This window comes from Spongiactinospora sp. TRM90649, from assembly GCF_029382225.1.
In the GTDB taxonomy this organism is placed as follows: Bacteria; Actinomycetota; Actinomycetes; order Streptosporangiales; family Streptosporangiaceae; genus Spongiactinospora.
Window position 1 is genome coordinate 17,229 of record NZ_JARLTC010000009.1, and the last position, 19,669, is coordinate 36,897.

At 67.9% G+C, this 19,669-nt stretch carries 18 protein-coding genes; 6 read left to right on the forward strand and 12 right to left on the reverse strand.

The annotated features are described in order from the left end of the window. Window positions 1-4: 4 nt before the first annotated feature. The 4 genes from P3X83_RS12610 to P3X83_RS12625 form a co-directional block, all read right to left on the reverse strand. Window positions 5-1,093: an ABC transporter permease gene (locus tag P3X83_RS12610; protein ID WP_277305187.1), complete on the reverse strand. Its 1,089-nt coding sequence runs from the start codon at window positions 1,091-1,093 to the stop codon at window positions 5-7. Next, complete coding sequence (locus P3X83_RS12615) at window positions 1,090-2,637, reverse strand: sugar ABC transporter ATP-binding protein (protein ID WP_277305188.1); 1,548 nt, start codon at window positions 2,635-2,637, stop codon at window positions 1,090-1,092. Before P3X83_RS12615 ends, P3X83_RS12610 begins: the two co-directional genes overlap by 4 nt. After that, window positions 2,634-3,641 carry a substrate-binding domain-containing protein gene (locus P3X83_RS12620; protein ID WP_277305189.1) on the reverse strand — a complete coding sequence of 336 codons (1,008 nt, stop codon included), beginning with the start codon at window positions 3,639-3,641 and terminating at the stop codon, window positions 2,634-2,636. The genes P3X83_RS12615 and P3X83_RS12620 overlap by 4 nt, the downstream gene beginning before the upstream one ends. A 383-nt stretch (window positions 3,642-4,024) precedes the next feature. Continuing rightward, window positions 4,025-4,960, reverse strand: coding sequence for an acyl-CoA thioesterase domain-containing protein (locus P3X83_RS12625; protein ID WP_277305190.1), 936 nt, complete (start codon window positions 4,958-4,960; stop codon window positions 4,025-4,027). A gap of 173 nt (window positions 4,961-5,133) precedes the next feature. On the opposite strand from P3X83_RS12625, the gene P3X83_RS12630 reads away from it, so the two are divergent. Next, a complete protein-coding gene (locus P3X83_RS12630; protein ID WP_277305191.1) occupies window positions 5,134-5,787 on the forward strand; it encodes a TetR/AcrR family transcriptional regulator in 654 nt (217 codons plus the stop codon). A gap of 94 nt (window positions 5,788-5,881) precedes the next feature. Here the strand turns inward: P3X83_RS12630 and P3X83_RS12635 are convergent, their stop codons facing one another. The 8 genes from P3X83_RS12635 to P3X83_RS12670 form a co-directional block, all read right to left on the reverse strand. Continuing rightward, the gene (locus tag P3X83_RS12635) at window positions 5,882-7,015 is read right to left on the reverse strand and encodes an acyl-CoA dehydrogenase family protein (protein WP_277305192.1); all 1,134 of its coding nucleotides are present in this window, start codon (window positions 7,013-7,015) and stop codon (window positions 5,882-5,884) included. Window positions 7,016-7,027: 12 nt separating this feature from the next. Further along, on the reverse strand, window positions 7,028-8,041 hold the full coding sequence (locus tag P3X83_RS12640) for an acyl-CoA dehydrogenase family protein (protein ID WP_277305193.1): 1,014 nt from the start codon (window positions 8,039-8,041) through the stop codon (window positions 7,028-7,030). A 65-nt stretch (window positions 8,042-8,106) separates the two neighbouring features. Beyond that, on the reverse strand, window positions 8,107-8,871 hold the full coding sequence (locus P3X83_RS12645) for a glucose 1-dehydrogenase (RefSeq protein WP_277305194.1): 765 nt from the start codon (window positions 8,869-8,871) through the stop codon (window positions 8,107-8,109). Between the two features lie 102 nt (window positions 8,872-8,973). After that, window positions 8,974-9,510, reverse strand: coding sequence for a MaoC family dehydratase (locus tag P3X83_RS12650; RefSeq protein WP_277305195.1), 537 nt, complete (start codon window positions 9,508-9,510; stop codon window positions 8,974-8,976). A gap of 94 nt (window positions 9,511-9,604) precedes the next feature. Beyond that, window positions 9,605-10,753, reverse strand: a complete 1,149-nt coding sequence (locus P3X83_RS12655) for an acyl-CoA dehydrogenase family protein (protein WP_277305196.1) — start codon at window positions 10,751-10,753, stop codon at window positions 9,605-9,607. Between the two features lie 94 nt (window positions 10,754-10,847). Continuing rightward, window positions 10,848-12,044, reverse strand: coding sequence for an acetyl-CoA C-acyltransferase (locus P3X83_RS12660; protein WP_277305197.1), 1,197 nt, complete (start codon window positions 12,042-12,044; stop codon window positions 10,848-10,850). Between the two features lie 656 nt (window positions 12,045-12,700). Then, the gene (locus P3X83_RS12665) at window positions 12,701-13,735 is read right to left on the reverse strand and encodes an Lrp/AsnC family transcriptional regulator (RefSeq protein WP_277305198.1); all 1,035 of its coding nucleotides are present in this window, start codon (window positions 13,733-13,735) and stop codon (window positions 12,701-12,703) included. Between the two features lie 91 nt (window positions 13,736-13,826). Beyond that, a complete protein-coding gene (locus P3X83_RS12670; protein ID WP_277305199.1) occupies window positions 13,827-14,297 on the reverse strand; it encodes a hypothetical protein in 471 nt (156 codons plus the stop codon). Window positions 14,298-14,691: 394 nt separating this feature from the next. Here P3X83_RS12670 and P3X83_RS12675 point away from each other — a divergent pair, with 394 nt between their 5' ends. The 5 genes from P3X83_RS12675 to P3X83_RS12695 all read left to right on the forward strand — a co-directional run bounded on the left by P3X83_RS12675 (window position 14,692) and on the right by P3X83_RS12695 (window position 19,555). Beyond that, on the forward strand, window positions 14,692-15,357 hold the full coding sequence (locus tag P3X83_RS12675; protein WP_277305200.1) for a phytanoyl-CoA dioxygenase family protein: 666 nt from the start codon (window positions 14,692-14,694) through the stop codon (window positions 15,355-15,357). 123 nt (window positions 15,358-15,480) lie between these two features. Next, window positions 15,481-16,341, forward strand: a complete 861-nt coding sequence (locus P3X83_RS12680; RefSeq protein ID WP_277305201.1) for a class I SAM-dependent methyltransferase — start codon at window positions 15,481-15,483, stop codon at window positions 16,339-16,341. Between the two features lie 77 nt (window positions 16,342-16,418). Then, complete coding sequence (locus tag P3X83_RS12685) at window positions 16,419-17,630, forward strand: class I SAM-dependent methyltransferase (RefSeq protein ID WP_277305202.1); 1,212 nt, start codon at window positions 16,419-16,421, stop codon at window positions 17,628-17,630. After that, on the forward strand, window positions 17,630-18,649 hold the full coding sequence (locus tag P3X83_RS12690; protein ID WP_277305203.1) for a glycosyltransferase: 1,020 nt from the start codon (window positions 17,630-17,632) through the stop codon (window positions 18,647-18,649). Before P3X83_RS12685 ends, P3X83_RS12690 begins: the two co-directional genes overlap by 1 nt. Before the next feature lie 147 nt (window positions 18,650-18,796). Further along, on the forward strand, window positions 18,797-19,555 hold the full coding sequence (locus P3X83_RS12695) for a phytanoyl-CoA dioxygenase family protein (RefSeq protein WP_277305204.1): 759 nt from the start codon (window positions 18,797-18,799) through the stop codon (window positions 19,553-19,555). Window positions 19,556-19,669: the final 114 nt, after the last annotated feature.

Consider the following 19,669-nt stretch of genomic DNA (forward strand, 5'->3'; position numbering starts at 1 on the left):
TTCGTCAGTGCGCCCGCGCACCCTCTGCCCGGCTCGCCTGCTCCCTCTGCTTGCGCCTGGGGCGGCGCTTGGCGCTCAGGACCGCGGCGCTCACCGCGGCGAGCAGCGCGACACCGCTGAACAGATCCGTCACCCACAACTGGTTGCCGCTGAGCTGCAGACCCTTCACACCGATGGCGAGCAGCACCAGCGCGATGACGGTACCTCCGACGTTGAACCGACCAGGCTTGAGCTGGGTCGTGCCCAGGAAGCAGGCGGCGAAGCTCGGCAGCAGATAGGCCGGGCCAAGCGTGGGAGCCACGTTACCGATCTTCGCGGTGACGAGCACTCCGGCCATCGCGGCGAACAGGGAGGTCACCACGAACGAGCCCGCGATGTACCAGCCGGTCCGGACACCGGCCAGCCGGGATGCGTCCGGGTTCGCCCCCACCGCGAACGCACGGCGTCCGACGGGCGTGTGCTCAAGGACGTACCACGCGATGAGGCAGAGCAGGACGGCGTACAGGACGACAATGGGGAGCCCGAAGATCTCGTGGTTCGAGAACTCCTGGAACCCGCTGGGCACCGGGCCGACGAACTGGTAGTTGGAGACCTGTCCGGTGACCGCGAGCAGCACCGAACTCGTGCCCAGCGTGGCGATCAGACTGTCGATGCCGATCACCGCCACGAAGATCGCGTTGACCACCCCGACGAGGAGTCCGACCAGCAGCGTCACCAGCACGGCCATGCCGGGATTCACGTTGTGGTGGACCATCAGAACGCTACAGATCATGGCGCTCATACCGAGATTCTGGGCCGCCGACAGGTCGAACTGGCCGACCGCCAGGGTCACCAGCAGCCCCAGCGCGAGAACCATCGTGACGGCCTGGTCACCGGCGATGCTGGTGAACGTCGCCTTCGTTGGGAACGTCTCCGGCAACTGGATGGAGAAGAAGACGATCAACGCCACGCACAGTAGCAATCCGCTGTACCGGGGCACCTGCACCCGGCCGGTGACCAATCGCAGGAGCCGGGTCGCTCGCGACCTTCCGTCGCCGCCGCGGTCAGGCCGCGGACTCGACTCGGTGGTGATGGTACGGGAGTCGAAGGTCATGAGTGCCACCCCTCCTGGGGATCGTCGGCGGAGTCGCGGATCGTCTCACTCACGATTCGCGCGACCGATAGATCGCCCTTTTCCAGCACGGCGCGGACAGCGCCGTGGCGCATGATGAGCACCCGGTCACAGACGGCGCACAGCTCTTCGGCGTCAGATGACGACAGCACCACCGCCCGCCCTTGGGCGGCGATGTCGGCCAGCGCGTCATAGATCGACGCCTTCGCGCCGGCGTCGACTCCGCTGGTGGGCTCGTCCAGAAGAAGAACCCGGGCATCGACCCGCAACCAGCGCGCCAGTACCACCTTCTGCTGATTGCCGCCGCTCAGCAGGGCCAGTTGACGGTCGGGATCTGCCGGAACCACGTCCAGGCGCTCGATCCACGGACGGGCCTCACGTCGCTCGAACCGTTGGCCGAGCCAGCGAGCGGGTCCGACGGCCGGAAGACGAGGCAGGGTGAGGTTCTCCCGCACGGTCCACGCGGGGATCGTGGAGAGCCGCTTTCGGTCGGCCGGCGCGTAGGCCAGCCCGGCGTTGATCGCCTTGTCAGGCCGGTCGGCCGGCACGGCGCGACCCCCGAGCCGCACTTCTCCACCGCTACGGCGGCGCGCGCCGAAGGTCAGCCCGAGCGCCTGGTCGTACCCGGAGCCGATCAGACCACTGACGCCGACGATCTCACCGGCTCGAACCTCCAGTGAGAAGTCGGCCACCTGGTCACCGGCCACGCCGGACGCGCTCAGCAACACCTCCGAGTTCGATGCCGGCAGAGGCGGGGAGAACTCGGTCGGCTTCCGGCCGATGATCAGTCGGACGAGCTCGTCGGCGTCATCGACGGTGTCGACCGGCCGAGTCGTGATCCGCCGTCCGTCCCGGAGCACCGTGACCCGGTCACCGATCTGGAACACCTCGCGGAGGCGATGTGTCACGTAAAGGATCGCCGCACCACGGTCGCGGAGCTTGCGCACCAGGTCGAACAACTGGTCGACCTGGTGCTGCGGCAACGACGCGGTGGGCTCGTCCAGCACCAGCAGGGCCGGTGCTCCGTCGGTCGCCGCCACCGCCCGCACGATGGCCACCATCGTCTGTTGCCCCGGCGTGGCCGCGGCCAGCGGGCGGCCGGGGTCGAGGTCCACCTCGAACTCGGACAGCAGCCGGGCCGCCGCGCGGCGTTCGCGGCGGCCGGACAACCACCAGCGACCGGCGTACCGATTGCCCAGCGCCAGATTGTCCACGGCGTCCAGTTCGGCCACCAGCCCGAGATCCTGGTGGATGAAGGCCACCGCCCGCTCGGGCGTCGCGGTGCCGCCGAGCGTCATCGGAGCCCCGTTCAGGGTGACCGTCGCCCCGGGATCCGCCGAGTGATAGCCTGCGAGGATCTTGATCAGCGTCGACTTCCCGGAACCGTTCTGCCCCAGCAGGCAGTGCACCTCTCCCGCCCGCAACTCCAGGTCGACGTCGTCCAGCGCCTTCTGGGCGGGAAAGGTCTTGGAGAGCGAGCCGATGCTCAGGACGACGGGCGGCGCCGGGGAACTGGCCGCGCTCATCCCACGTGCCAAGCCGCGTAGTACGTCTGCGCGTAGTCCGGCGGCTCGGGATTTTCGCTGGTCTGGGTCACGTTGCTGTTGATGTAGATCTGCTGCCATCCGGGGGCGTCGGCCCGATCGCCCAGCGGCACATCCATCATCAGCCGGATCAACTGGTCGACGGCGCGGTAGCCGGCGGCGCCGAGCTCCAGCCCGATCGAGGCCCACTGGGTGCCGGACTGGATCGCCTTGAGGGAGGCCGCGTCGGCGGCGCGGCTGAGGATCTTGACCTTGCCGGCCAGTCCCGCGGACCGAAGGGCCGCGTCCAGCCCTGCGGTGTAGTCGACGACCGCCAGGGCGACGTACTCGGTGTCCGGGTTGGCTTGGAGATGGCTGACGATCTGGCTCGGAACCGTCTTGCCGATGTTGGCGTTCGAGACTTCCAGGATGTCGGCCGAGCCCCCGGCCCCCTCCAGCACCTTCTTGTAGGCGTCCTTGATCGGCCCCCAGGAACCGACGAAGGAGGGGTCCCAGACGAACACCGACTTCGCCGGGCCGTTCGCCTCCGCCACCACCGCCTGGCCCATCAACGTCCCGGTCAGCGCGGCGTCCTTCTGCCCGAACACGACCGCCTCGACCGGACCGTTCGGCGTCAGGGCGTCACCGAGCGGGGAGATCGACGTGATCTTCGTGCCGGCGGCCTGGAGCTTGGCCAGCTGCGACCGGATCGAGGAGTCCGGCACGGCCGAGATGTAGGCGAGGGCGTCCGGCGGGTCCGCGGCGACCTGGTCCATCACCGAGACGAAGCCCTGCGGCGTGCTGTTGGACTGCAACGTCGTGACCGTCCAGCCCAGCTTGCGCGCCGCCTCCTCGGCGCCTTCTGAGAGGGTGACGCACACCGGAATCGAGCACGTGATGACCACCAACCGCTTGCCGCTGGGCGCCCGCGACGGGAGTGCCGGGACCGGGGCCGCGGGCTGCCGCTTGGTGTACTCGGCGTACGCCGCCCGCGCATCAGCGATCACGGTCTTCGCGGAGGATGAAACGGTGCCGTTGACCGCTTCGGCGTTCCTCCCGTCGCCGCTGCCACAAGCGGCCAACACGAGGCAGAGCATGCCAGCGGCGAGCGTGGCAACGGGGACACTGAGCTTTGTTTGCATTGCATCTCTTTTCGGCTCGTCGCGCTATCTCCGCCCGGGACGTGTTTCCGCGACGTTCCACCCACACATCTGACCCGGGCGGGCGTGGGCCTTGAACTCGGTGCGTTCCGCACTTCAGTGGAGTGGTGTACGTCACCCTCAAAAACATGCTACTTAGTAGGTTGTACCCCGTCAACGATCCGGCGTCCTCCGTCGCCCGCCCGCCCCCTCACGCCGGCCTACGCCGACTCAAACGGCCTCACGCCGACTCACTCCGCTTCGCTGACGCGAAGGACGGCTTCCTGGGTCGTACTGGCGCACAACCGCCCGGCCCTGTCGAACAGCCGGCCGCGCGTCAGGCAACGCCCGGCACCCGCCCAGTCGCTCTCGACTTCGTAGAGCAGCCAGTCGTCGGCGCGAGCCGGTGCGTGCAGGATGACGGAGTGGCCGATCGTGGCGAACCACACGTTCCCATCGGCGATGCGGTGCGGATGCGGCTGCAGACTCGCCGCGAGCATGAGCAGGTCGGAGAGGTAGACCAGGCCCGCGGCGTGAATCTCCGGCGAGTCCGCGAGCTTGTGCCGGGTGCGCAACCACACGCGCAGCGCGGCGATGTGCCCGCTCTCGCTCGGACGGTGAAGCGACCCGTCGGGGAACCGGATTTCGACCGGCAGCCGGCTGGTCACCTCGGAGAGCCAGGCCAACATCGGCGGGTCGTCCGCCAGGGCGTTCTCCGCCGAGGGCAGCGTCTCGGGCATCCGCGCCGGAGAAGGGGGCACTTGATGACTGAGCCCACGCTCCGGACTCTGGAACGAAGCGGTGGCCCACAGGATCGGCCTGCCCGACTGGCGCCCTTCCACCGTCCTGGTACTGAAGGTACCCCCGTCCCGCGCCACCCCGACCTTGTAGATGACGGGCACCGTGGAGTCGCCAGGGAGAAGAAAGTACACACCGAGCGAGTTGAGCGCCCGCCCCGGCGGCACCGTTCGACCGGCCGCCAGCATGGCTTGGGCCGCGACTTCGCCGCCATACAGCCGGATCCGTTCGCCTGCGTGAGTCGGGCCGCGGAAGATCAACGACTCGAGCCGCTCAAGCTGGAGGAGTGCACCGACTCCGCCTTCAGGGTCGACGTGACCGGCTCCCGGCGCGCCGGCGGGCTGCGCGCCCCGGGTACCTGCCGTGGTGTGCGGATCGGCCGCGTGCATCGAGTCGCCCCTTACCTGTGTCGTTTCAGCCGTGTGTCACCAGGTCCGGGGATGGGCGCTCGGACCTTCTCATACTACCACGTAGGTTTTTTCGTCTCGGGAAACAGGCCCGATTCCGTCGCCGACTCGGTGTGTGCGTCCTGCCATTTCATTCGGCCGAGTAGTATGTTCCCATGCGACAGCCCATCGCCCAAGGACGTACGCAAAAACGGGACTCGAAGCGGCATGCGAGCGCACAAGAGATCCTGGACGCGGCGGCAACGGCATTCTCGGAACGGGGGTACGCGGCCACCTCGATCGATGATGTGGCCGATGTGCTCGGCTGCACCAAGGGTCGGATCTACCACTACTTCCGGACCAAGGGCGATCTATTCATCGGGATCCATCTGCAGGCGCTGGAGTGGGCGTTGGAGGCGGTCGGGCCGACCGCGGAGCGGGCGGATCTCGGCCCGGAGGAGAAACTGCGCGAGATGGTGCACCACCACGCGATGCACCTTATGAATAGGGCCAGCTACATGGGTCCCGCGCAATATCAGATCGAGATGAACCTCGCCAGCGAAGGCCGCAACAAAGACGAGCAGATGGCCCGCATCATGAAGATGCGCCGGCAATTCGAGGCGTACTACGTCACCGTCGTCGAGGAGGGAATCCAGGCCGGCGTATTCCGCGACACCGACGCGAACATCCTCGTCAAGGCCGTGCTGGGCACGATCAACTGGATGCACGTCTGGTTCCGCCCGGGTGGGCCGCAGGACTCAACGGCTGAGCGAGAGCGGACCGCGGCGGTACTCGCCGAGTACGCCGTTCAGGGTGTACTCGGCGCCTGAACCCGGTCGCCAGCCTGCCGTTCGAAGTCGTCCCATCCGATACCGCGTCACTCACGGCCTCACCGGCCTCACCAGGCTAGCCGGGCTAGCCGAGCTAGCCGGGACTTCGCGGCAGGCCCAGCAGTCGCTCGGCGAGGATGTTCCGCTGGATCTGGGCTGATCCGCCGTAGATGCTGCCGGCGCGGCCGTAGAGGTACCGGTCGAACCACTCGGCGCGACCAGGCGCGGTGGTGTCGGTCAGCAGGCTGAGGCTGAGTGCCATCAGCTTCTGCTCCACCGCGGTCATGAGCAGCTTGTCGATGGAGCTCTCCGGGCCGGGAGACGCACCCGAGACGCGGTCGCTCAAGGTGCGCAGGCAGTGCATCCGTAGCACCTCCAGCGCGGCGGCGGTCTCGCCCAGCGCACGTAGGACGGCTCTGTCCGGTGCCGGCGTCCGCGCCTTGACGACCGCGGCGAGTTCGGAAAGGTAGCGCTCGAACTTCGGCAGGTACCCCGTTTCGACGGCGCCCCTTTCGTAGTTGACCACGTCCATGGCGATCCGCCAGCCGTCGGTCGGCCGGCCGAGAATGTTCGCCTCCGGGATTCGTACGTCGTCCAGGAAGATCTCGGCGAACTCCTCATCCCCATTGGCCAGCACGATCGGGCGGACGGTCACCCCTGGCGCGCTCAGCGGGACGATGAACGCCGAGATTCCACGATGGCGGACGGCGTCTGGATCCGTCCGGGCGAGCAGCAGGCAGAAGTCGGCGAACGCCGCGTAGCTCGTCCAGATCTTGTGGCCGTTGAGCACCCATTCGTCGCCCTTGCGAACCGCACGGGTCCGTAGCGAGGCGAGGTCGGAGCCGGCCTGCGGCTCCGAGAATCCCTGGCACCAGATCTCGTCGGAGGCGAGCAGCGGCGGCAGGTAGCGACGTCGTTGCTCGTCGGTGCCGTAGCTGAGCAACGGCCGGCCGAGGTGACCGAGCGGAAGCAGGCTGGGAGCGTTGGCCTTGCCGAGCTCCTCACTGAGGATCGCCTCCTCCATCGGTCCGAGGCCTTGACCGCCGACCTGCTTGGGATACGACAGGGCGACCCAACCGCTCCGGTACAGGCGCTGCTGGAACTCACGCATGTAAGGCCAGCGCTCGGCGAGTACGGTCGGTTCCGGATCAGCCGGCAGGTTCTCCTTGAGCCAAGCGCACAGCCGTGCCCGGAAACGAGCTTCTTCTGGGGAGTCGCGAAGGTCCATGTGTGATTGCCCTCATGCCTTGTCGAGGACGCGGCCGGCCAGCAGCATCAGTGGCGCGTCCAGGTTGCCGAATGCCGCGTGGTGCAGGTGCGCACTACGCAGGCGGAGGTGGGCGTCATGCTCCTGGGTCACGCCGATCCCACCGAGGACTTGGATTCCGGTCTCGCAGACCCTGATCGCCGCCGCACCGGTGTAGCACTTCGCGGCCGACGCCACCCGTTCCGCCTCTTCGATCGGGGCGTGCTCCGCCGCCCAGGAGGCGCCGTAGGTGATCGAGCGGGAGGTCTCGACTTCGAAGAGCATGTCAGCGCAGAGATGCTGCACGGCCTGGAACGAGCCGATCGGACGGTCGTACTGCTCGCGCTGACGTGCGTAGTCGAGTGCCTGACGCAGTGCTCCGTCGGCGAGTCCCGTCAGAAACGCCGCGGCTCCGGTCCACGCCGCCGCTCGTGCTCTGCGCGCCCCCTCACCGGAGGCCTCGCCCGCAGGGACGGGCCGGACACGGCACAGGCGGTGCAGTGGATCGATGTCCGTGATCGGGTCCACGTCGACGAGATCATGCACCGTGGCGAGCCCGTCCGGGGAGAGCGCAACCCCTTGAGCACCGTCGACCCAGTCGAACGCCACCGTCGCCGTGGCGACAGGATCTTCGAGCTGACCGCCGAGGAGGACCGAGTACGCCTCGCCGCGGCAGAGACCCGTGAGCGACTCCCCCGGGCCACCGGCGAAACGGAGCAGGGCGGCCGCCGCGATGGCGGTTCCGACGTACGGCACCGGCGCGATGCGGCGACCGAGCGCCTCGGCCACGACGCAGGCATCGGTCAACGAGCCGCCCGCGCCACCCTGGTGTTCGGGGACCAGCAGTCCGACGAGGTCGAGCTCGACCAATTTCGACCACAGTTCGGCGCGCAGCGCGCCTCCGTCCGCTCGCGCGTTCCCCACCGGCGAATCCGCGAACAGCTGTGCACTGACCTCGTCAATCGTCTGCTGGAGGATTCGTTGATCCTCCGAAAGAGCGAAGTGCATTTCGGACTCCTGAATAAAGGCACACTACTGCGTAGGTGGTAGTTGGAGCGTCGGCTGAGCTTCGCTCAAAGCCGGAAGCCGCCGTCGACGTACAGCGTCTGTCCGGTGATGTACGACGCCTCGTCGCTGCACAAGAACGCCGCCGCGGCCGCGACGTCCTCGGGGGACCCCACCCGCCTGACCGGGGTCGCCTCGGCCCTGGTCCGGCGGAACTCCTCGACGTCCAGCTTGAGCCGGCGCGCGGCGGCGTCGGTCATCTCCGTGGCGATGAAGCCCGGCGCGATCGCGTTGACGTTGATGCCGAACGGACCGAGTTCGATGCCGAGCGTGCGGGTGAAGCCTTGCACGCCCATCTTCGCGGCCGAGTAGTTGACTTGACCGCGGCTGCCGAGCGCGGAGGTGCTGGAGAGATTGAGGATCTTGCCGTACCTTTGCGCCACGAAATGCCGCTGCGCCGCCTTGGTCATCAGGAACGCTCCCTTGAGGTGTACGCCCATGACCAGGTCCCAGTCGTCCTCGGTCATCTTGTGCAGCAGACTGTCGCGAGTGAAGCCGGCGTTGTTCACCAGCACATGGATACCGCCGAGTTCCTCGACGACCCGGGTGATCGCCGCATCGACCGCGTCGCCCCTCGTGATGTCGATGGCGATGTCGATGGCCTTCGCGCCCTCGACCACCGGCAAGACGCCGGCGGCCTTGGCGGCCGCCGCCTCGTCGAGGTCGATCACGGCGATCGACGCGCCCTCCTCGGCGAGGCGGACGGCGACCCCGAAGCCGATACCGCGTGCTGCCCCGGTGATGACGGCGATCCGCCCGTCGTAGCGACCCATCGATTCTCCTCGTCATTGTCGGTATTGCGTCTGGTGAAGGACTGAGCACACGTCGGACTCAGGCGTGTGCCGCGACCAGCGGCGTCGGGTCTGCGCGCCACCTCATCGGCTCGACGGATCGCGCCCTCCCCCGGGCACGGGACGGCCCGGGTCCGGCGCCCCTCGCGGCACCAAGAGGCGAACGGTCTCGGCGATGCAGGCGGGCTTGTCCTGGCCGTCGATCTCGATCGTGTGGCGGATGACGGCCTGGGTGCCCGCGGCGGTGTCGTCGACGCTGACCAGCGTGGCACGGGACCGGATCCGGGAGCCGACCGTCACCGCTTGCGGAAAGCGCACCTTGTTCAGGCCGTAGTTGATCGACATCCGGACACCGTCCACGGTGAAGATCCGGCTGCCCAGAACGGGGATCAGGGACAGCGTCAGGTAGCCGTGCGCGATCGGCGCACGGTAGGGACCAGAGGCTGCTCGTGCGGGGTCGACGTGGATCCACTGCCGGTCCTCAGTGATCTCCGCGAAGGCATCGACACGGTCCTGATCGACCTCGAACCACTCGCTGACACCGAGTTCCTCGCCGACGTGGGAGCGGAGGGAGTCGATACCGCCGAAGCGGCGGGGGACGCCGGTCGAGGAGGTGGTCATGCTGGAATCCTTCGGTCGATGCCGGTGTTGGGTCGCGCCTGCCGGACGGCGCCGCAGGGCCCGCGACATCGCATGCCTCGGACCGTCTACGAAGTCAGAGGGAGCGAGCGATCAATTCCTTCTGAATCTCGTTGGTGCCGCCGTAGATACGCTGCGCTCGGGCGTCGGCGTACAGCCGGGCGATCGTGTACTCGGTCATGTAGCCGTACCCGCCGTGCAACTGCAGGCATTTGTCGATCACCTGACACTGGACGTCGGTGAGCCACCACTTGCACATCGCCGACGTAGGGAGGTCCAGTCCGGTCGACAGGTGGGTGGCCATGCATTCGTTGAGGAAGACGCGGGCGACCTTGGCGAGGGTGGCGCACTCGGCGAGCTCGAAGCGGATGTGCTGCATGTCGATCAAGGGACCGCCGAAGGCCTCGCGATGCTTCACGTAATCCGTGGTGACCGAAAGCGCCAATTCCATCGCGGTGACCGCGGTGACGCCGACGATCAGGCGTTCCTGCGGCAACCTGTGCATCATCATCGCGAAGCCGTTGCCCTCCTCGCCGAGGAGGTTCTCCTCTGGCACGAGGACGTCGTCGAAGAAGAGTTCATTCGTGTCAGCACCGTGCTGACCGATCTTCTCCAGGGGTCGGCCGCGAGTGAAGCCGGCGGCGTCTTGTGTTTCGACGACGATCAGGGAGATTCCCTTCGCGCCTTTCGACGGGTCGGTGGAGCATGCGACGACGACGAGATCGGCGCTGCCGCCATTGGTGATGAAGATCTTGGACCCGTTGACGAGCCACCCTCGGCTCGTGCGTACCGCCTTGGTGCGAATCGCCTTGAGGTCGGAACCGGCCGACGGTTCGGTCATGGCCAGTGCCCCGATGAGTTCACCGCTGGCCATCTTCGGTAGCCACCGCTGCCGCTGCTCTTCCGTCCCGTACTCGTACACGTAGTCGGCGACGACTCCGCTGTGCATCGAGTTGCCCCAAGACCGGTCACCATGACGCGCGTAGGCTTCCTGGATCGTCGCCTGGTGCAGGAAACTGCCGCCGCCACCGCCGTACTCGACGGGGATGCTCGCGCACAGCAGGCCGAGCTCGCCGCACTTGAGCCAGAATTCGCGGTCGACATGACGCTGCGCCTCCCACCTCTCCCTGTTCGCCGGGACCTCGCGGTCGAAGAAGGCCGTGGCCATCGCGAAAAGGTCGGCCGCGTCGCCGGTCATCCAAGGCCGAGCCGTAGCGTCGATCATCAGGTCTCTTCTCTGTCGAGGACGTTCTGCGCGCTGCGCGGGAACGTCATGTCCCTCGTGAGGCAGGAATCGAAGGACCAGGCATCAGTGGGAGTCACGGGGACTCGGGCAGTCGTTCGATGATCGTTCCCGTGCCGAGCCCACCGCCACAGCACATCGTGACCAGTCCGTAGCGACCACCAGTGCGCTCCAGTTCGTACAGCGCCTTGGTGATCAGGATGGTCCCGGTCGCGCCGAGCGGATGGCCGAGGGCGATCGCGCCACCGTTGACGTTCACCCGGTCCATGTCCGCGTCGTACTCCTTCGCCCACGCGCAGGCGACCGAGGCGAATGCCTCGTTGATCTCGACGACGTCGATGTCGGACAGTGAGAGCCCGGTCCGGGCCAGGATCTTCGCGGTCGCCGGAATCGGCCCGGTGAGCATGAGGACGGGATCGGAGCCGACCAGGACCGAGTCGAGGACGCGCGCCCGCGGGCGGAGTCCGAGAAGGTCGGCCTTCTCTCGGCTCATCAGCAGCACCGCACTCGCTCCGTCGGAGATCTGGGACGAGTTTCCGGCGGTATGGAAGCTCGATGGCACTCTGTCGGGCTGGTTGACCCTCAGCCCGGCAAGGCCCTCGAGTGTCGTCAACCGAATGCCCTCATCGCGCGTGATCGTCTTCGTTCCGACCATCTCGCCGTTCTCGTCGGCGACCCCGGCGTCGATGGGGACGATCTGGCTGCCGAAGCGGTCCTGCTCCCACGCGAGTGCGGCCCGGTCCTGGGAGTTCTTCGCGAATTCGTCGAGCGCCTCGCGGCTCAACCGCCAGCGCTCGGCGATGCGGTCGGCCGCCTCGAACTGAATCGTGGGTTCGTAGTTCTCGGCGTACCTGCCGCCACGAGGGTTGCCGTACGGCCCGCCCGAAGGCATGTTGCTGCCGAGGGGGATTCGGCTCATCACCTCGACGCCGCAGGCGATCGTGACATCGGCGAGGCCGCCCGCGACAGTGGCCTGCGCCATCAGATGAGCCTCCTGCGACGAGCCGCATTGGGCGTTCACCGTCACCGCCGGTACCTCCAGCGGGAGGCCGGCGGTGAGCCACGCGTTACGCACGACGTTCGCGGCCTGCATGCCGAGTTGCACGACGCACCCTCCGACGACGTGCTCGACCTCGGCGCCGGTGAGGCCGCATCGCTCGAGCAGCCCGGCGAGCACGTCGCCGAGCAGTTCGTTCGAGTGCTTGTGGGCCAGCCCGCCGTTGCGCTTTCCGACAGGAGATCGGACTGCATCAACGATGACGACTTCGCGCATGTGAACTCATTTCTGCATGACCTGGACTCAACATACTACTACGTAGGTTGTCTGTACACCGCTCGCTCTCAGCGTGCCGACACCCATGCCCTGATGAGACCCAGCGCTGCCGATCACTAGGGTGAGGATGTGCGCGGAGCCGGTCTGGAAGGTATTCCGTGAGGCCGGCCGTCCGGCACGGTGTGCGATCGGCGGCTGCGAATCCTGCTGGATCCGCCGGTGAACGCGCCGATGCCACTGTCGGAGGCCGGACGGACGGCACCCAGCGCCCTGCGCTTACTCCCGAGCGGCACCGGAGTGACGCCGCACCCGCACGGTCGTGGTTTCTCCTTTCCAGCCACAGCGCCAGCCGACCTGGCCGGACGGCGAATGCGCGGCTCGGCATGGCACGTCTCCAGACAGGCGATCAGCCCAGCCCGCCCCGGGCACATCGCCCCCACCGCCCGAGCGGCGCGGCTCGCCGCGATCCGACCGAGCGCTCGCCGTTCCGGCCAAGGCGCCCAAGACTCGCGCCGCCCGGCCGCAGCCCCTGCTCGACGAGGACCGGACGCTCGACGCACACGTCCGGGGGCGTGGCGTATAGGTACGCCCGCGTCGCTGAAGTCATGGCCGGAACGCTAGATCGCCCCACCGGCAAACCGGCGCGGCGGATGGGCTCACTCCTGTTGACCAGCCGTGATGTTCATCCGCGGGTCGGCCACGAGGGGGACGGAGTGGACCGCCCTTCCTTCCGCGTCGAGGACGCGGCCGAGCAGTTTGATCGTGAGCAGAACCACCGACCGGTCCTGGATGCGGAGCGCGGGGAGCACCTGGCCCAGGCTCCGTTCGAGGGTGTGCACCTCGGCGGGCGACCGCAGCAGCGCATCGATGATCACGTTGTGCGGGCCGGCCACGACGCTGCAGGAGCGGACCTCGGGGAAGGTCTGGATACGCTCCTTGGCCTCATCGAGGTCGTCGGCGTCGAGCGAGCCGAAGTAGACGGCCGCGACCGCGCGCCCTGACAGGTGGCGTGAGGTGTCGCAACGGAAGGTGATGAGCCCGCCCTCCTCCAGGCGTGTCAACCGGCGGCGTACCGCGACGGGGCCGAGGCCGACGTGCTGGGCGAGCCGTTCGAAGGACATCCGGCCGTCGAGGTTCAGCGCGTGCACGATCCGGCGATCGGGGGCCTGCAGAGCGACGGCGTGCTCCGGGCGTGGCCCGGCGTCCGGGCGCAGCCGGTGGCGCTGCTCCTGGTTCAGCACGGGCACCCGCCACCGGCTGGCCTGCAGGGCCGACCGCGTGGCGAGGTGGCTGCGCACGTTCGTGACGCCCGGGATGTGTCCGACACGGTCGAGGAGATAGCCGGAGAGCGTGTCGAGGTCCGGGGTCTGGGCCATGGCCAGGATGTCCCGCGCGCCGGAGGTCAGCTTGACGGTGGCCGCCTCAGGGTCGGCGGCGAGAACGGCCGCGACCTCGCGGGACCGCCCGGGCGCGGTGTCGATCTCCACCAGGGCGCACGTGGGCGTCGCGCTGCCCGCCAGGTGGGCGGTGACCCAGGCGTCTCCTTTGGACTGCATGTGCGCCCAGCGTCGGCCGATGGTCGCCGGATCCACTTCCAGGACAGGCGCGAGGTCCCGCCAGCTCGCGCGCGGAGCGGATCGTAGGGCGTCCACGATGGCGATGTCGAGCTCGTCGAAGAGGGAGTCGGCCACGCGCGCTCCTTTCACGCGCCAGATGTGAAATCCAGGAAGAGAACATGCAGCTACCGAACCGAATGGTAGGAAAACTGTAGCCGCAACCGGGTCACGCCGCCGATGGCACACCGATCGCCTGAGTCCACGCGAGGATCGACTCGTCGTGACCGGTGAAATGCCGGCGCTGGATGATGCCCGCCGGGTCGATGTGACGCGACTCGGAAAGGTCGAACTGGCGGAGCAGGCCCATCACCAGCGGTCGTGCCGTACGTGCGAGGTCCGCGGACAGGCAGGTGGTGAGGTCGACGGCGCATCGGCTCGGGGCGATGTCCGCGAGCCGGCGCCCGCCCGCCGGGCCGTAGGTCCGATCGGCGTGGTTCCACACCTCGATCGGCGCCGCTTGTACGGCGTGGCCCGGCGAGGTGACGGTCATGTCGATCGCGGCCTCGCCAAGCACCTCGGCGTGAGCGGCGAAGGCCGCGGCGAGGCGCGACATCGCGAGCGCGAGCCACGCGACCGCGCCCTCGCCGAGTGCCCAGACGCGCGTCCCGTCAGCGGGGCTGAGGCGGAGTGTCCCCACCTGAAGGGCGCAGAGCGCGGATCCGTCCGAATTCAGCTCGCAGTAGTAACCTCTCGCCGCCCGGTCTGGAGGTCGTATCGGCGTGGATGAAGTCACGGTCGTCCGCGCCGTATGCCCGATGGAATGGGTGTGGCATGTCAAGCAGCGGCTGGCGCCGACCACCTGTGGTGAAAACACTAGTCAGTTATCGGGCGCAACTCGATAAGGTCAGATCTGGTCGGTCGCAATGCGATTGTCTGCCGAGCCCCGAGTCAGGGTCCGGCAGACAATGGGATGTCCGATGTCGCATTTCGGCTCTGGATGTGAAGACCATCGATTCCTGCGAACTCAAGGTGCGTGTAGAAGCGAAATTTACGAGTGTCAAGGCGGACAAGCCGAAAGGACGAGCGTAACCATGACTTTGGTGGTACGGGATCCCGCCGCACGAATCAACCGTTTCCGTGTCGACGGCTTCGTTCGGGTCGGACCAATACTCGGCGAGGACGTGGTCAGTCGGCTCAAGGCGGGCGCCGCGAGGTTGATCTCACGTTTCACCGACCTGGGTTATATGTCCGATGACTACTGGCATTTCGACGTCGACGGGGAACCGCCGGTGCTTTATCGTATCCACAACCTGGAAAAGCAGGACTGGCCAGAAGCCGAGTTGCTTTACCGGCCGGAACTTGCCCACCTCGCCGCCGAATTCATCGGAGAGCCGGTCGTTCCCACGGCGTTCGCCCTTGTGCTCAAGGAACCGCGGCGCGCGGTCGGCGTGCCGTGGCACCGTGACCGTCCCCACCTCGCTCCGCACACTGTGTGCAACATAAGCATCTGCCTGGACGCGGCGGGCCCCGCCAACGGTTGCCTGGAGGGCGTGCCCGGCTCCCACCTGCTGCCCGGCGACGTGAACGCCGAGGACGTGCGGGACGCCGGCCCACGGGTGCCGGTGCCCTCCGAGGAGGGAGACGTCGTGGTACACGATGTCCGGCTCGTGCACGGGTCCGGCCCGAACCCCAGCGATCGGTGGCGCCGAACCATCGTCATCGAGTTCGCCGATCCAGCGATCTCCCTTGAGCCTTGACGTCGCGGTGGCCCGCTCGCCGACAGAAAGGTCGGACAACATGAAGCCGAGTGCCGCGGCACGACCAGGCAACACGGTTATCCCGGAGTGTCATATCCGTATACCGCACGAGGAGCGCCGACGGTGGTGAGCCTGCCGGGCTGGGTGTCCGCAGTAGGCAAGTCGCGCTTGGGGGGCCGGTCGGCCATCGCGGCGGAGCCCTCGCTCGACGAGGTCATGGCCGAGCGCTTCCGCGAGCGGACCCGGCCGCGCCGCGGAGACTGGGCCTACGCCCACTTTCTCGACCTGCGCGACGCGCTCGCCGAGGTGCTGCGCGATGCTTCCGGCGTCTGGCTCGACTACGGCTCGGGCACGTCGCCGTACCGTGAGTTGTTCGCGGCAGCCGAGCTGCAGACGGCCGACATCCCCGGCGGTGAGTCCTACGTCGCCGATCACGCGCTCGACCGAGATGGCAGCTGCCCTGTTCCCGACGGGACCTTCGACGGCGTGCTGTCCACCCAGGTCCTCGAGCATGTCACCGATGCGGACGCCTACCTGCGCGAGGCGTTCCGGCTACTGCGGCCCGGCGGCCGGCTGGTGTTGTCCACCCACGGCGTGTGGGAGGAACACGGCGGTCAGGATCTGTGGCGCTGGACGGCTGACGGCTTGGCCCTGCAGGCCGAGCGGGCGGGGTTCGCGGTCGACCGGACGGTGAAGTTGACCTGCGGTCCGCGTGGGCTGCTGCTCCTGCTCCGCTGGTACGGGCGCGACCACGGCTGGCCCGGCGGTGGCCCGGTCGGACTGGTTCTCCGAACGCTCCGGCTGGTGGACCGTCTCCTGCCCAGGGCGGTGGATTCCTACCTCGACCGGGCATTCGGAGATCTCGGCCGCCGGGAGGGCCCGGAGAGCGCCTTCTACCTGGACATCCTGCTCGTCGCCAGAAAACCCGAGGACGCGGCGGTCGATGCGCGGGACACCACGGCGGCGAAGGAGACCGGTGCGTGAGCCGGCCTGCGATGGCTCATGGCGAGGATCGTCATGGCCCGCATCGAGGATGAGTCGATCGCAACCCGGAGGTGCGCATGCCAGTCCACGACCGACCGCAGGCCCAGCTCATCCAACGGGTGCTCGCCTTGGCGGACGCCCCTGACGCCGGTGTCCGGCTCGCGGCCGGGAATCCGGAGCCGGTCGTGGCCGCGACCATCGCCGAAGTGGCCGGCCGCACGGTCCTGTACCCGGGGCCCGGGTCGCCGGTGACCGTCCAGTTCGAGGTGGACGTGCCGGGCTCAGGGCAGATCCCCTACCTGCTGACCGTCGGTCCCGACGGCCGGCAGGCGCGCCCTGGCCGGGTCGACGACCCGTGGGTATGCCTCAGGTACGACCTGTGGGCGCTGGTCCGTGACGTGTTCGGGCCGAGTGACCCGCGCGCCGGAGCCGGCCACGAGGTGGTGATGAAAGACGAGCCCGGCCCGGCCGAGTACAAACCGGATGATCCGTGGATGGTTCAGCGTGACGAGGCGACCCGAGCGGCGTACCAGGTCCTGCAGGCGTGCGGGCCGTACCGGGGGGATCTGACCGCGCTGGCCTTGCGCTTCGGCTCGGACAAATGGGGCGGGCACTGGTACACCCCCCACTATGAGCGGCATCTGGACAGGTACCGCGATCAGCCGGTGACCGTGCTGGAGATCGGCATCGGCGGCTACCACGAAGCGAACGCGGGCGGCTCCTCCCTGCGCATGTGGAAGCACTACTTCCACCGAAGCATGGTGTACGGGCTCGACGTGTACGACAAGTCACTGCTGGACGAGCCGCGGCTCACCACGATTCGCGGGGATCAGGCCGACCCGGCGTTCCTCACCGACCTCGCGGCGCGGTACGGCCCGTTCGACATCGTGGTCGACGACGGCAGCCATGTCAGCAGTCACGTCATCACCGCGTTCAACGCGCTTTTCCCGCATGTGTCCCCCGGCGGCACGTACGTGGTGGAGGACCTGCACACGTCCTACTGGCCCGAGTGGGGGGGAAATGGCGCCGACCTGGCCGACCCCGCCACGTCGGTCGGTTTCCTGAAGACGCTTGTCGACGGGTTGCACCATCGTGACCGCCTTCATGACGGCCCCTATGAGCCGTCGTACACGGACCAAAGCGTGACCGGAATCCACCTGTACCACAATCTCGCGTTCATCGAGAAGGGCCGCAACGCCGAACAGGCGAATGCCGCGTGGCGACCGCGGCATGACCCGATGCGCGATCTGCCCGCACCGCACCGGGAGTATGGGGAAGTGAGGGACTGATGCGCGTCGTACTGGTGACCATGGCGCTGCGGCTGCCGACCGATCCAAGCCAGTGGATCACCGTTCCGCCGCAGGGTTACGCGGGAATCCACTGGATCGTGGCCAACCAGATGGACGGCCTGCTGGAGCTCGGCCATGAGGTACTCCTGCTCGGCGCGCCGGGCACCACGCCTGCCTCGCCGGCGGTCACCGTGGTGGACGCCGGCGAGATCGAGGACATGCACGCCTGGCTGAACGGCCCGGAGGCGTCGCGCGTGGACGTCGTGCACGACTTCTCCTGCGGGCAGATCGACCCCGACCGGCTCCCCGCGGGGATGGCGTACCTGTCCACCCATCACCTGACCGGGCGGCCGACCTACCCCCGCAACTGCGTGTATGCCTCGTACGCCCAGCGCGCCCAAGCCGGAGACGACAGCGCGCCGGTGGTACGCATCTCGGTCAACCAGGCGCGCTACCGGTTCCGGGCCGACAAGGACGACTACCTCCTCTACCTGGGGCGCATCTCGGAGTGGAAAGGCGCTTACGAGGCCGCCGCATTCGCATCCGCCGCCGGGCGCCGTCTGGTCATGGCCGGACCGTCCTGGGAGGAGGAGTACCTCCGGCGGATCGAGCGCGACTTCGGGGACACCGTCGATCTCGTCGGCGAGGTGGGGGGCGACCGGCGGCTCGACCTGCTTTCCCGCGCGAGTGCGATCACGGTGCTGTCCCAGAGCACGATGGGCCCCTGGGGTGTGGTGTGGTGCGAGCCCGGGTCGACTGTCGTGTCCGAGGCCGCCGCATGTGGGACCCCGGTCGTCGGCACTTCCAACGGCTGCCTGGCCGAGATCGTGCCGTCGGTCGGGGTCGTCGTCCCCGAAGGCTCGTCGTTCACGCCCGATCAGGCTCGTGCCGCGTTGGCCGATCTGCCCGACCCCAGCTCTGTCCGGAGCGCAGCACTGCAGCAGTGGGATCACGTCGTCGTGGCCAAGCAGTTCGAAACGATCTACTACGAGGTGCTCGCGGGCCGTACCTGGTCCTGACCGCTCAGCTGTGTCCGTCACCTTATGCTCACGCGGTCAGTCGGGACATTATAGGCAATTCCCTAATCTATATCCCGGTCTGATGCCGGATGTGAGCCGGTGAGCGTACCCTGGCACTCGGGAGCCATTCTTAGAAAGGGAGAGGATTTGAGCGAGACGAGCGTGGTGAGCACCATTGACCACCATAATCGGGAAGAGTTCCGCCGTAATGGCTTCGCGATCTTGCCCAAGGTCGCGGACGAGTCCGAAGTAGCGTGGCTGCGGGAGGTCTACGATCGGTTGTTCGTCCAGCGCGCGATTCCGGGCTCGGAGAACTTCTACGACATCGCCGGCCAGGCCGACCGCGAAGAGTCGCCGTTGTTGCCGCAGATCGTCCGGCCAGAGGAATACGCGCCAGAATTACTGGAAAGCGCGCACTTCGCCCGGTGCCGGGCGATCGCGTCGGCCTTTCTGGCCATACCCGAGAACGAGTTGGAGTTCTACGGACACTCCATTTTGAAACCGCCCCGGTACGGCGCCCCGACCCCCTGGCACCAGGACGAGGCGTACATGGACCCGCGGTGGAGCCGTCGTGGGTTGAGCATCTGGACGACGTTGGACGACGCCACGGTCGAGAGCGGCTGCCTGCACTACCTTCCCGGCGGCCACCTCGGGCCCGTGCTGCCCCACCACCACATCGACAACGACGACCGTATCCGCGGCCTGATGACCGACGAGGTGGACCCGGCGGCCGGGGTCGCGTGCCCGCTGGCGCCCGGGGGCGCGGTGGTGCATGACTTCCGGACTCCGCACTACGCCGGGCCGAACCAGACCGGCCGGCCACGGCGCGCGTACGTACTGGTGTTCATGAGCGCTCCGGTCGAGGTCACCGACCCGGAAGCTCGACCATGGATGACATGGGCGTGACCAGCGTGCCGGTCACGCCCGTCCTGGACGTGCGCCGCACGCTCGGCCGTATCCCGGCGGCGGCACGGTCCGGCTGAACCCGGCGCGCCGATGGAAGTCGCCGGCGATGAGGAG